At 73.3% G+C, this 12,194-nt stretch carries 11 protein-coding genes; 4 read left to right on the top strand and 7 right to left on the bottom strand.

The features are described 5' to 3' along the window. Positions 1-45: 45 nt before the first annotated feature. Entirely contained in the window at positions 46-750 is a 705-nt protein-coding gene (locus ABD350_RS35800; RefSeq protein WP_344353365.1) for a FadR/GntR family transcriptional regulator, read from the bottom strand. A 207-nt stretch (positions 751-957) separates the two neighbouring features. On the opposite strand from ABD350_RS35800, the gene ABD350_RS35795 reads away from it, so the two are divergent. Further along, positions 958-2,643, top strand: a complete 1,686-nt coding sequence (locus ABD350_RS35795) for a 2-isopropylmalate synthase (protein WP_344353290.1) — start codon at positions 958-960, stop codon at positions 2,641-2,643. Then, complete coding sequence (locus ABD350_RS35790) at positions 2,640-3,428, top strand: ABC transporter ATP-binding protein (RefSeq protein ID WP_344353288.1); 789 nt, start codon at positions 2,640-2,642, stop codon at positions 3,426-3,428. Before ABD350_RS35795 ends, ABD350_RS35790 begins: the two co-directional genes overlap by 4 nt. A gap of 60 nt (positions 3,429-3,488) precedes the next feature. Here the strand turns inward: ABD350_RS35790 and ABD350_RS35785 are convergent, their stop codons facing one another. Together ABD350_RS35785 and ABD350_RS35780 are read right to left on the bottom strand one after the other, a co-directional pair. Next, positions 3,489-3,701 (bottom strand): EF-hand domain-containing protein, encoded by a 213-nt coding sequence (locus ABD350_RS35785; RefSeq protein WP_344353287.1) that lies wholly within the window; start codon positions 3,699-3,701, stop codon positions 3,489-3,491. Between the two features lie 59 nt (positions 3,702-3,760). Then, a complete protein-coding gene (locus ABD350_RS35780) occupies positions 3,761-4,672 on the bottom strand; it encodes a helix-turn-helix domain-containing protein (protein WP_344353286.1) in 912 nt (303 codons plus the stop codon). Positions 4,673-4,724: 52 nt separating this feature from the next. Here ABD350_RS35780 and ABD350_RS35775 point away from each other — a divergent pair, with 52 nt between their 5' ends. Further along, on the top strand, positions 4,725-5,366 hold the full coding sequence (locus tag ABD350_RS35775; RefSeq protein WP_344353285.1) for a GNAT family N-acetyltransferase: 642 nt from the start codon (positions 4,725-4,727) through the stop codon (positions 5,364-5,366). 90 nt (positions 5,367-5,456) lie between these two features. Here the strand turns inward: ABD350_RS35775 and ABD350_RS35770 are convergent, their stop codons facing one another. From ABD350_RS35770 to ABD350_RS35755, 4 genes are all read right to left on the bottom strand, one after another. After that, positions 5,457-5,960, bottom strand: a complete 504-nt coding sequence (locus tag ABD350_RS35770; RefSeq protein WP_344353284.1) for an ATP-binding protein — start codon at positions 5,958-5,960, stop codon at positions 5,457-5,459. A gap of 321 nt (positions 5,961-6,281) precedes the next feature. Beyond that, positions 6,282-7,049 (bottom strand): enoyl-CoA hydratase/isomerase family protein, encoded by a 768-nt coding sequence (locus tag ABD350_RS35765; protein ID WP_344353283.1) that lies wholly within the window; start codon positions 7,047-7,049, stop codon positions 6,282-6,284. An 80-nt stretch (positions 7,050-7,129) separates the two neighbouring features. Beyond that, entirely contained in the window at positions 7,130-8,353 is a 1,224-nt protein-coding gene (locus ABD350_RS35760; RefSeq protein ID WP_344353282.1) for a L,D-transpeptidase, read from the bottom strand. 189 nt (positions 8,354-8,542) lie between these two features. Beyond that, positions 8,543-9,766, bottom strand: a complete 1,224-nt coding sequence (locus ABD350_RS35755) for a L,D-transpeptidase (RefSeq protein ID WP_344353281.1) — start codon at positions 9,764-9,766, stop codon at positions 8,543-8,545. A gap of 163 nt (positions 9,767-9,929) precedes the next feature. On the opposite strand from ABD350_RS35755, the gene glgX reads away from it, so the two are divergent. Next, positions 9,930-12,173 carry a glycogen debranching protein GlgX gene (gene glgX / locus ABD350_RS35750; RefSeq protein ID WP_344353280.1) on the top strand — a complete coding sequence of 748 codons (2,244 nt, stop codon included), beginning with the start codon at positions 9,930-9,932 and terminating at the stop codon, positions 12,171-12,173. Positions 12,174-12,194: the final 21 nt, after the last annotated feature.

Here is a 12,194-nt window from a genome sequence, read left to right as displayed (position 1 = left end):
GTCCACCCTGACGATCGCCGGTGTCCCGTCGTGGTCGTGGGCCGGCTACGGCATCGCCTCGCCGCCTTTCCGCAGCAGCCGCAGGGTCGACTCCAGTTCGGTGTGCAGGAGGGCCGCCGCCGCCTCCGGGTCGGCGGCGATGACGGCGTCGACCAGGCCGGCGTGGGTGTCGTCGCCGGTGCCGGGGTCGGTCTCGCGCAGGCGGGTGAGGTCCAGGAGGGCGATCAGGCCCTCGCGGAGGACGGGGACGAACTCGGTGAACAGATCGGACAGGACCGGGTTGTGAGCGGCGGTGACCACGGCCGCGTGCAGGGCGATGTCGGCCTCCACGAAGGCCGCGTCACCGCCGCCGGCGGCCGACCGGCGGCCCTGGAGCGCGGCCCGCAGCGCGGTGATGTCCTCGGGGGTGCGGCGGCGCGCGGCGAGCCGGGCGGCCTGGACCTCGACGCCCATGCGGACCTCGTACACGTCGGTGACCGCGGCCCGGCGCAGCCGGGCGGGCCAGTCCTCGGCGGGCTCGGTGGCGGTGACGAAGACGCCGGCGCCGTGCCGGGGCCGGACCAGCCCGGCGCCGGCGAGGGCGCGCAGGGCTTCGCGGACCGTGGAGCGGCCCACGCCCAGCTCCTTGGCCAGCGTGGTCTCGCCGGGCAGTTTGCCGCCGACCGGCCAGTCCCCGGCCGCGATCCGCTCGCGGAGACGCTGCGCGGCCTGTTCGACCAGCGGGCTGGGGCGGAGGGCACCGAGCGGCATCGACGTCACCAACTTGTCCGGGGTGTGAGGGGCTTGCACTTCGAATCTCACTTGTCTGAGGAGCTGAGGAGTCGCTAGCGTACCCGGCATGATCCGCGGTCTGCTTCTTCTCGGCTGCCGCGGCGGGGTCTGACGCGACCGGCGCCCCGCCGCGGGGCTCCGCGCTGCCGGTCACCGTCCGACCGAGCCGAAGGCCACCGCCCGACGATGACCACCGCACCTCCCGTCTGGAACCCGCAGCGGCCCAGCCGCATGCCGTACCACCGCTACCGCCCCTACCAGGACCGCGTGCACGTCCCGGCCGGCGACCGCCGCTGGCCCTCCGCCCGTATCGAGCGCGCCCCGCTGTGGGTCCCCGTCGACCTGCGCGACGGCAACCAGGCGCTCGCCGAGCCGATGGACACCCCCCGCAAGCGCCGCTTCTTCGATCTGCTGGTGGCGACCGGCTTCAAGGAGATCGAGGTCGGCTACCCGTCCGCGAGCCGGACGGACTTCGACTTCGTACGGCACCTCGTCAAGGACGGGGCCGTACCGGACGATGTGACGCCCGTGGTGTTCACGCCCGCCCGGACCGACCTGATCGACCGGACCTTCGACGCGATCGCCGGGCTGCCCCGGGCGGTCGTACACCTGTACATCGCGACCTCGCCGGTGTGGCGGGACGTGGTGCTCGGGCGGGGCCGGGACGAGGTGTGGCGGACCGTGCGGGAGGCGGCCGGGCACATGGCCCGGCGGGCCGGCGACACCCCCGGCGTCCGCTTCCAGTTCTCCCCCGAGACCTTCAACCTCACCGAGCCCGACTTCGTGCTGGAACTGTGCGACGGCCTCACCGAGCTGTGGGACGCGAGCCCCGACCGGCCGGTGACCCACAACCTGCCGGCCACGGTGGAGATCGCCACCCCGAACGTGTATGCCGACCAGATCGAGTACCTGCACCGCAACCTGTCCCGCCGAACGTCCGTCGTCCTCTCCGTCCACCCGCACAACGACCGCGGGACGGGCGTGGCCTGCGCCGAACTCGCCGTGCTGGCCGGGGCGCAGCGGGTGGAGGGCTGCCTCTTCGGCAACGGCGAGCGCACCGGCAACGTCGACCTGGTGACCCTCGCCCTGAACCTCTACGCCCAGGGCGTCGACCCGATGGTGGACTTCGGCGACATCGACGCCGTACGGGAGACCGTGGAGCACTGCAACCGGCTGCCCGTGCACCCCCGGCACCCGTACGCCGGCGAGCTGGTCCACACCGCGTTCTCCGGCACCCACCAGGACGCCATCAGCAAGGGCCTGGCCCACCACGCCCGGCGCGCGGCCGAGGCGGGGCTGAGCGAGCGGGAGGCGCCGTGGGAGGTGCCGTACCTGCCGGTCGACCCGGCCGACCTCGGGCGGTCCTACGAGGCGGTGATCCGCGTCAACTCCCAGTCCGGCAAGGGTGGGGTGGCGTATCTGCTGAACCGGTACGCGGGGATCGACCTGCCGCCGGACATGCGGCCGGAGTTCGCGCGGATCGTGCAGGAGGCGACGGACGACAGCGGACGGGAGGCCACACCGAAGGAGCTGTACGAGCTGTTCCGGTCGGCCTACCTGGCCGAGGGCGCGGTACGGCTGCACGACTGGTCCGCGCACGAGGAGGCACCCGGCGTCCACCGCTTCACCGGCACCCTTCAGGCGGGCGGCCGCGTCGGCGGCCACGAGGGCACGGGCACCGGTGTGGCGGCCGCCTTCGCCGACGCGCTGGCCGGCGCCGGACTGACGGTGGAGATCCTGGACTTCGTCCAGGACTCGGCGGCGGCCTTCGCCAGGTGCCGGGTCGCCGGGGTGACGGCCTGGGGCGCGGGCACCGGCCCGTCGGCGCCGGTGCGGGCGGTGCTGTCCGCGGTGAACCGGGCGGTGCGGTGAGCGAGGTACTGCGCGCCGAGGACGTCCATGTGGTCCGGGACGGGCGGCCGCTGCTCGAGGAGGTGTCGCTGACGGTGCGCGCCGGTGAGCACTGGGCGCTGCTCGGCGCCAACGGCGCGGGCAAGTCCACGCTGCTCGGGCTGCTCGGCGCGGTGGTGCATCCGACCCGGGGCACGGTGGAGGTGCTCGGGCACCGGCTGGGCCGGGTGGATCTGCGGCAGCTGCGGACGCTGGTCGGACATGTCGACCCCCGCCATCCGCTGACCTCGCCGCTGCGGGTCCGGGACGTGGTGCTGACCGGGGCGACGAACTCCGTCGAGCCGGTCCCCCGGTGGCGGCCCACCCCGGAGCAACGGGAGCGGGCCGAGGCGCTGCTGGCCACGCTGGGGCTGGGCGCGCTGCGGGACGCCCGGTGGCCGACGCTGTCGCAGGGGCAGCGGGGCCGGACGCTGATCGCGCGGGCGCTGATGCCCGAGCCGCGGCTGCTGCTCCTGGACGAGCCGGCGACCGGCCTGGACCTGCCCGGCCGGGAACTGCTGATCGAGGCTTTGGAGAAACTGCGCGCGGAGCGGCCGGAGCTGGCGACGGTGCTGGTCACGCACCATCTGGAGGAGTTGCCGGCGGGCACCACGCACGCCGTGCTGCTGCGCGGGGGGCGGGTGCTGGCCTCGGGCCCGGTGGACTCGGTGCTCACCGGCGACCGGGTCGGCGCGTGCTTCGGGCTGCCGCTGACGCTCCAGCGGCACGAGGGCCGCTGGAGCGTGCGGATCGGACGCAGGCGGTGACGGGGTGACGAAGGGGGGTGTCCGGCCCGCTCGGGACGGGCACCCCCTGCCGTCCCGGGGTCACTTGCTCAGGTAGGCCCAGAACTCGTCGAACGACAGGACCTTGTCGCCGTCGAGGTCGCGGGACTTGATGATGGCCTCCGCGACCGTGTCGGTGACGTTCCAGTCACCCTGCTGCGCCAGGGCGGACTTGAACTCCGCAGCGGTGATGAACCCGTCACCGTCCGCGTCCATCCGCTGGAACTGCTTGCGTGCTTCCTCGATGTCCGCCACCGATCCGCCCCTTTTGCTCGTGTTTCTCTTGCCGTACTGGCGTACTGCCGCTGGTCAGATTAACGGCCCGCGCGAGCGCGGAGTGCGGCGACCACCCAGGCGAAGTCCTCGGCGTACGGCGGGGCGGGATGCCGGTTCACCACGGCGAGCAGTTCCCGGTAGCGGGCCACGCGCTCGTCGAAGCCGGCCGTCATGCGCTCCAGCACCTCGGCCCGGTCGGCGTCGCCGAACAGGTCGACCAGCACCTCCTCGGCGCCGGGGCCCGAGGGGTCGGTGCCGCGCTCCCGGGCCGGCGCCACCCGTTCCACGAGCCGCTTGGCGAACCACAGGGACCCCCCGCGCGACTCGCCGGGCCGCCGGTCGGCCGCGTTGAACTCGACGGCCCGGCGCATCTGCGCCCGGAACTCGGGGTCCTGGAGCATCTCGGCCAGCTCCACCCAGGCGTCGACCTCCTCGGGTGTGGGGTCCTCGGCCAGGTGGACGGCGGTGCGCTCGATGCGCTCCCGGATGTCGGGGTCCACGGTGTCCAGTCCGTGCAGCGTCTCCGCCGCGAACTCCTCCACGATCCGCTGCCGTTCGGCGGCGGACAGCCGCGCGAGCTTGTTCACGAGTGTTGTCTCCTCTGCCTGGAAGCCCCGTCGGGCCACGGTCGACAGCACCGCGCGGGTCACCTTCAGCGAGCGGATCCGCGCGTCCAGCGCCGCCACGTGCGTGGCCGCGATCTCCGCCACGGTCCGCTCGCCGGCCAGCACCGTGCGCACCTCGGCCAGGCCGAGCCCGAGTTCGCGCAGGGTGCGGATCAGCTCCAGTCGGGCCGCGCTTCCGGCGTCGTAGAGCCGGTAGCCACCGGACGAGCGGGTCACCGGGGTGAGCACGCCCTCGTCGGACCAGTAGCGGATGGTGCGCACGCTCAGTCCGGTGGCCCCGGCCAGCTCGCCGATGGTGAACAGCCTGGTGCCGTCGTCGTTCATGTCTGGGAGTCTGGGCCTTCCAGTGGGGGGAGACTCAAGAGGGGACGGGGCCGTGGAGACCTTGCGGGACATTCTCGACGCGGTGGCAACGGGCGTCTTCCCGCCGGCCGACGGTGGGACGACGGTGCTGCCGCAGCCCTCGCCACGGGACGCCGGGGTGCTGGCCTTCACCGCGCACACGGTCGTGTTCACCGACGAGGACCCGGCGTGGGTGCGCGAGACCCTGCGCGCGGCGGACGGCGACCCGCTGGCCGCGTCGATGAGCCCGCGCTTTCTGACAGCCCTGCTGGACCGGACGGGGCGCACGGCCGAGACGATCGACGCGGTGCTGGTGGGCGAACCGCTGCCGGGCGAGCCGGCGTGCGCGCTGCGGGAGATCGAGGACCTCGGGCATCCCCGGGTCGCCTATGCCCGCCGGCGCCGGGACGGGGTGCGGGCCTGGGCCGCCGACGGCGGGGTGCTGGCGCTGGGGCGCGGGGTCGCCGGGCGGCTGGAGGTGTCGGTCGAGGTGGACGAGGGCGCCCGGCACCGGGGGCTCGGCCGGCTGCTGGTGACCGCCGCCCGCCAGCTGGCCGGTGAGCCGCTGTGGGCGCAGGTCGCCCCGGGGAACGCCCGCGGTCTGCGGGTGTTCCAGGCGGCGGGGTACCGGCCGGTGGGCGCGGAGCTGCTGCTTCGGCCGAAGACGCCGGTGTGACCGGGGGCGGAGAGACCCGCGTGGGGCGATACGGAGGGAAAGGGGGCTCTCCGGCGCTCCGGCTCGCCGGCCCGGTGCCGTCTGTGCCGTCTACCGGTCGGCGACGCGCATCTCGAACCACGTGGTCTTGCCACGCGGCAGCAGGTCCACGCCCCACCGGTCGGACAGCTTGTCGACGAGGAACAGTCCGCGTCCGCTGATGTCCGTCTCCTGGACCGGCATCAGACAGGGCAGGCCGCGCGAGGGGTCGCGGACCTCCACCCGGATCCAGCCGGTGCGGCGCCGCATGCGCAGGCCGAAGACGCGGGCGCCGGTGTGCCGTACCGCGTTGCCGACGAGTTCCGACACCAGCAGTACGGCGTCCTCGGTCAGCCTGGGGCTGAGCCGCCAGGTGTTCAGGACCACGACCTGGGCGAGCCGGCGGGCGCTGGCCGCGGATTCCGGGCGGGACGGCAGCGGGACCTCCGCCTCCGTCGGGTCGCCGAACAGTTCGAGCGCTTTGAGCGCTTGTTCGTCCGCGACCGCGGGCGACCAGCGTGCCGCGGCTGCACGGCCGTGTCCCCGCGGCTGTTCGTTGCCCTCCAGCCCCGCCATGCCCCCATGATGGCCGTCCAGAGCCGTCTTGGGGGGCGTTCCGCAGGAATACCCCGTCCGGGCATGCTCGACCCGGCCCTGTCCGGCGACATATGCCAATGGCGCGAAAATGTCCGACAGGGCCCCGCTGACCTGCGACGACGGCTCACTTTCCGGCAAGCGTCGGACTCCCTCGGCGACGCGGTTCCAGGGTTGCGCCAAGGCTCCCACGAACCGCCCCAACGGGGGACTCGGGAATAAGACAACACGTCAATCGACGGCGTGACACGGCCGGGTCGGCGGAGCGGACACGCCCCGCTCCGCCGACCGTTCACCCACTCGTCAGACGAAGTTCGCCTTGCCGGGGCCCTCTTCCACGAAACTGCGCATGCCCCGCTCGCGGTCCTCGGTGGCGAACAGGCCCGCGAACCAGTTCCGTTCCACGGCGAGCCCGGTGTCGATGCCGGTCTCCAGACCGGTGTCGATCGACTCCTTGGCCGCGCGCAGCGCGATCGCCGGGCCCTTGGCGAGCCGCGCGGCCCAGGCGTGCGCCTGCTCGTACACCTCGGCCGCCGGGACGACCCGGTCCACCAGGCCGATCGCCAGGGCCTCGTCGGCCTTGACCTGACGCCCCGTGAAGATGAGGTCCTTGGCCCGGGAGGGGCCGATCAGCCGGGGCAGCCGCTGGGTGCCGCCGGCGCCCGGGATCAGCCCGAGCAGGATCTCGGGCTGGCCGAGCCTCGCGTTGTCGGCGGCGATCCGGTAGTCCGCGCACAGGGCCAGCTCGCAGCCGCCGCCGAGCGCGTAGCCGGTGACGGCGGCGACGACGGGCTTGGGGATGCGGGCGACGGCGGTGAAGGCGTCCTGGAGGGCACGGGCGCGCCGGATCATCCCGGCGTGGTCCATGTTCTGCATCTCCTTGATGTCCGCGCCCGCCGCGAACACCCGCTCGCCGCCGTAGACGACCACGGCGCGTACCTCGTCCCGGCGGCCGGCCTCCTCGGCGAGCTCCTTCAGCCGGTCCTGGGTGGCGATGTCCAGCGCGTTCATCGGCGGCCGGTCCAGCCGCAGGGTGCCGACGCCTTCGGCGACTTCGAGAGTGACGGTCATGGGCCCAGGTTAACGGGGACTAACGCGGGCGGGCCCGGTGCCGTAGGTCACAGCACCGGGCCCGTCATGTCGGTCCCAGGTCACTTCTTCCATTCCGCCCAGGACATGTTCCAGCCGTTGAGGCCGTTGTCCGGGGCCACGGTGCGGTCGTGGGAGTTCTTGACGATCACCACGTCACCGACCATCGAGCGGTTGAAGAACCAGGCCGCCGGGACGGAGCTGTCGTAGCCGCCGCGCACGTCGCGCAGGCCCACGCAGCCGTGGCTGGCGTTGTAGTTGCCGAAGGCGCCGCCGCCCCAGTAGTTGCCGTGCAGGAAGGTGCCGGAGGTGGTCAGGCGGATGGCGTGCGGGACGTCCTTGATGTCGTACTCGCCGCCGTAGCCGACGGTCTCGCCGTTCATGCGGGTGACGGTGAGCTTCTCGCTCATGACCATCTGGCCGTTCCAGGTGTCGTAACCGGGCTTGCCGGTGGTGACCGGGATGGTCTTGACGACCTTGCCGTCCCGGGTGACCTTCATCGTGTGCTTGGCCGCGTCCACGATGGAGACCTGGTTGCGGCCGATGGTGAACTTCACGGTCTTGCGCTGCTTGCCGTAGACGCCGTCGCGGCCCTCGACGCCGTCCAGGTCGAGGTCGACGGTGACCTTGGTGCCGGCCTTCCAGTACTTCTCCGGGCGGAAGTCCAGGCGGTCGTTGCCGAACCAGTGGCCCTCGACGTCCACGGCGGGCTCGGTCTTGATGCGGATGGCCTTCTCGACGGCCTCGGGGTGCGTGATGCCCCGGGTGAAACGTATGGAGAACGGCATGCCGACACCGACGGTGGAGCCGTCCTCGGGGGTGAAGTAGCCCACGAAGGTGTTCTTCGGCGTCAGCGTGGTGAATGTGGAGTCCTCGGCGGCCCGGCGGCCCGCGGAGTCCTCGGCGACCGCGTGCACCGTGTACTTGGTGCCGGCCGCCAGATGGGTCGACGGCGTCCAGGACGCGCCGCCCGCGCCGATGGCGCCCTCGACCTTCGTGCCCTTCTCGTCCTTGACGGTGACCTCGGTCAGCTTGCCCCGGGCGACGCCGACCTTGAGGGCGCCGCTGGTGTCCACACCGGTGGCGCCGGTCTTGGGCGCGATGCTGACCGCGGCCGTGGACTGCGCGTCCTTCCCGTCCCCCGGGCCCTGCGCGTTGCCGGAACCGGCCCCGGAACCTCCGCCTCCGCCGCACGCGGCGAGCGACAGCACCAGGGCCCCGGCTATGACCGCCAGTCCCCCACGGCCCCGCCGCCCCCTAGCCGACGCCCCCGGTACAGGCCGCATGTTCAAGTTGTTCTCCCCTCGCCGGACCAGGCATGACCCGGCCCGCTCCCCACCACTTCGGTGCGCGCATATTAACTGCCTGGATGTGGGCCGGGCGTCCGGTGAACGTCACCGTTCCGTCGCAACTTCCCCCCGCCGGCCCGGCCGCCCTTTCACCCGGTCACCCCCGCGCACCGCCCCCGCGCGCCGTCACCGCACCGCGCTGCCCGCCGTCCAGTCCTTCCAGTCCATGTTCCAGCCGCCGAGGCCGTTGTCCGGGGCGACCGTCTTGTCCTTGCTGTGGACGACCTCGACGACGTCGCCGACGAGGCTGCGGTCGAAGAACCAGCCCGCCGGGGTGTCCGAACCGCCGCCCTTGACGTCCCGGAGGCCGACGCAGCCGTGGCTGATGTTGGCCGTCCCGGGGGCGTCCAGGGCCCAGTAGTTGCCGTGCAGGAAGGTGCCGGAGTCGGTGAGCTTCATGGCGTGCGGGACGTCGGGGATGTCGTACTCGCCGCCGAAGCCGACCGTGCGGCTGTTCATGCGGGTGACCTCCAGCATGTCCATCACCACCATCTTGCCGTTGTAGGTGGGGTGCTTGGGGGCGCCGGCGGTGATGGGGACGGTGGCCAGCAGCGCTCCGTCGCGCCGCACCTCCATCATGTGCCGGGCCGCGTCGACCAGGGAGACCTGGCTCCGGCCGACGGTGAAGGCGACCGTCTTGTCCTGGAGGCCGTACACGCCCCGCGCGCCCTCCACGTCCCGCAGGCGCAGGTCCACGGTGACCTCGGTGCCGGGTTTCCAGTACCGCTCCGGGCGGAAGTCCAGGCGGTCCTTGCCGAACCAGTGCGGGCGGATCTCCACGGGCGGCCGGGCGGTGACCCGGACGGCGCGCTCCACGGCGGCCCGGTCGGTGATCTCCCGGCTGAAGGAGAGCGAGACGATCATGCCGGTGCCGACGGTGGCGCGGTTCTCCGGGGTGACGTAGGCGATGAACCGTTCGCCGGGGACGGAGGTGGTGAAGGTGGTGTGCCGGGCCGAGCGGCGGCCCCGGGCGTCCCGCGCCACCACGTCGACGGTGTACCGGGCGGCGAGCGCCAGCCGTTCCTCGTCGGGGAGCCAGGTCAGCCCGTCGGCGGCGACGCGCCCGGGGACCGGCGTCACCCGCGCGTCCTGCTCCTTGACCACGGTCACCTTCTCCAGGCGCCCGCCGGGCACCTTGATCCGCAGCCGCTCGTCCGGGCGTACGGCCCGGCTCCCGTCGTCGGGGGTCACCCGGATGACGTCCTCGGGGGCCGGGGAGTCCCCCCGTGTCCCGCCCATGCCCAGCGGTCCCGGGCCGTCGGCGGAGCAGCCCGCGAGCAGCCCCGCCCATGTCAGTACGGCGGCCAGCGCGGCCCCCGCGCGCCGTGCGCGTCCAGTTGCGTGCCTCACACGGGTCTCAACGACCGGGCACGCCCCGGGGAAACGTGAGTGCGAGCCACCCGCTGGGCAGAACAGAGGGAAGGACGACACGCTGGGAAGCCGCGTGCGCCGGCGGGCACCCCCAGCGCCCGCGCCGGAGCCACGGACGAGCCGCCGGGAAGAGGGGCCGACAGTGACGAGCGCAGCCGAGCAGCGGGCACCGGCCGGGGAGCCGGCCGCCGGGAGCGGGCAACCCGCGGCGGTGTACGGCGCCCGGCGGCCCGTACCGCCCGTCCCCGCCGTGTGGCCGGGTGCGCCCACCCCGCTGGGGGCCCGGTTCCGGACCGGCCCGGACGGGGTCGCCGGCACCAACTTCGCGCTGTGGGCGGCGGGCGCGGAGGCGGTCCGGGTGTGCCTGTTCGACGAGGCGGGGCGGGAGACCCGGGTCCCGCTGACCGAGCTGACGCACGAGATATGGCACGGCTTCGTGCCGGGGGTGCTGCCCGGGCAGCGGTACGGCTACCGGGTCGACGGCCGCTGGGACCCGTGGACCGGCGCCCGCTGGAACCCGGCCAAGCTGCTGCTCGACCCGTACGCGCGGGCGGTGGACGGCGAGTTCGCGCTGCCGCCGGAGGTGTACGGGCACGTGCGGGACTGGCCGGACCAGGCGGTGGCCGACACCGTGCGCGACGAACGGGACTCGGCGCCGTACGTCCCGAAGGGGGTCGTCGTCCACGATGACGACGACTGGTCCGACGACCGCCGCCCCAAGACGCCGTGGGCCGACTCGGTGATCTACGAACTGCACGTGCGCGGCTTCACCAGGCTCCACCCGGACATCCCCGAGGAGCTGCGCGGGACCTACGCGGGGCTCGCGCACCCGGCCGCGATCGAGCACCTGGTGCGGCTGGGCGTCACGGCCGTGGAGCTGCTGCCGGTCCACCAGTTCGCGCACGAGGACCACCTGCTGCGCCGGGGCCTGACCAACTACTGGGGCTACAACTCCATCGGCTACTTCGCCCCGCACGCCGGCTACGCCGCCTCCGGCACGACCGGACAGCAGGTCGGCGAGTTCAAGCGGATGGTGCGCGCGCTGCACGCGGCCGGCATCGAGGTCATCCTCGACGTGGTCTACAACCACACCGCGGAGGCGGGCGAGCTGGGCCCGACGCTGTCCCTGAAGGGCATCGACAACCGCGGCTACTACCGGCTCCAGGACGACGCCCGCCGCTACGCCGACTACACCGGCTGCGGCAACACCCTGCACGTCGTCCAGCCCCAGGTGCTGCGGCTGATCACCGACTCGCTGCGCTACTGGGTGACCGAGATGGGCGTGGACGGCTTCCGCTTCGACCTGGCGGCGGCGCTGGCCCGCTCGATGCACGACGTCGACATGCTCTCGCCGTTCCTCGCGGTGATCGCCCAGGACCCGGTGCTGCGCCGGGTGAAGCTGATCGCCGAACCGTGGGACATCGGCTCCGGCGGCTACCAGGTGGGCGCCTTCCCGCCGTTGTGGACCGAGTGGAACGACCGCTACCGGAACGCGGTGCGGGACTTCTGGCGGGGTGCCCTGCCCGACGTACGGGAGATGGGCTACCGGCTGTCCGGCTCCAGCGACCTGTACGCCTGGGGCGGCCGGCGCCCCTACGCCTCGGTCAACTTCGTCACCGCGCACGACGGCTTCACCCTGCGCGACCTGGTGTCGTACGGGCGCAAGCACAACGAGGCCAACGGCGAGGACAACCGGGACGGCACCGACGACAACCGCTCCTGGAACTGCGGGACGGAGGGCGAGACCGACGACGCGGGCATACGGGCGCTGCGCCGCCGGCAGCTGCGCAACCTGCTCACCACCCTGCTGCTGTCCACCGGTGTGCCCATGCTGGTCGCGGGCGACGAGTTCGGCCGCACCCAGCGCGGCAACAACAACGCCTACTGCCAGGACAACGAGATCGGCTGGGTGGACTGGTCGCTGCTTCAGGAGCCCGGCTGGCGGGCACTGTACGACCTGACCGCGCGGCTGATCGCGCTGCGCCACCGGCACCCGGTGCTGCGCCGGCGGGCCTTCTTCTCCGGCCGCGCGCAGACCGCGGACGGGCTGCGGGACCTGGCCTGGTTCACCGCGCGGGGCGCGGAGATGACCGAGGGCGACTGGTACGCGCCCGCCGCCACGCTCGGCATGTATCTGTCCGGCCGGGACATCCCGGGCCGCGACGAACGAGGCGCGCCGGTGGTGGACGACAGCTTCCTCGCGGTGCTGCACGCGGGCGAGCGGCCGACCGGCTTCGTGCTGCCGGGGCCGCCGTGGGCGGAAGCGTACGAGGTGGTCGTGGACACCTCCGCCGAGGAGCAGACCGGGGCGCCGGGCACGGTCCACCGGGCGGGCGCGCGGATCACGGTGCCGGGGCGGACGGTACTGCTGCTGCGGGCCGCCTGATCCGGTCGGGACCGGCTGGGT

Origin of the sequence: Streptomyces nogalater (assembly GCF_039532885.1) — a bacterium.
Taxonomy (GTDB): domain Bacteria; phylum Actinomycetota; class Actinomycetes; order Streptomycetales; family Streptomycetaceae; genus Streptomyces; species Streptomyces nogalater.
Note: the sequence above shows the minus strand (reverse complement) of the source record. Positions and strands in the feature narration are given on the sequence as shown.

Coding starts and splice junctions, on each gene's coding strand:
- ABD350_RS35800 (WP_344353365.1), bottom strand. CDS start 750: ATGCCGCTCGGTGCCCTCCGCCCCAGCCCGCTGGTCGAACAGGCCGCG.
- ABD350_RS35795 (WP_344353290.1), top strand. CDS start 958: ATGACCACCGCACCTCCCGTCTGGAACCCGCAGCGGCCCAGCCGCATG.
- ABD350_RS35780 (WP_344353286.1), bottom strand. CDS start 4,672: ATGAACGACGACGGCACCAGGCTGTTCACCATCGGCGAGCTGGCCGGG.
- ABD350_RS35770 (WP_344353284.1), bottom strand. CDS start 5,960: ATGGCGGGGCTGGAGGGCAACGAACAGCCGCGGGGACACGGCCGTGCA.
- ABD350_RS35765 (WP_344353283.1), bottom strand. CDS start 7,049: ATGACCGTCACTCTCGAAGTCGCCGAAGGCGTCGGCACCCTGCGGCTG.
- ABD350_RS35760 (WP_344353282.1), bottom strand. CDS start 8,353: ATGCGGCCTGTACCGGGGGCGTCGGCTAGGGGGCGGCGGGGCCGTGGG.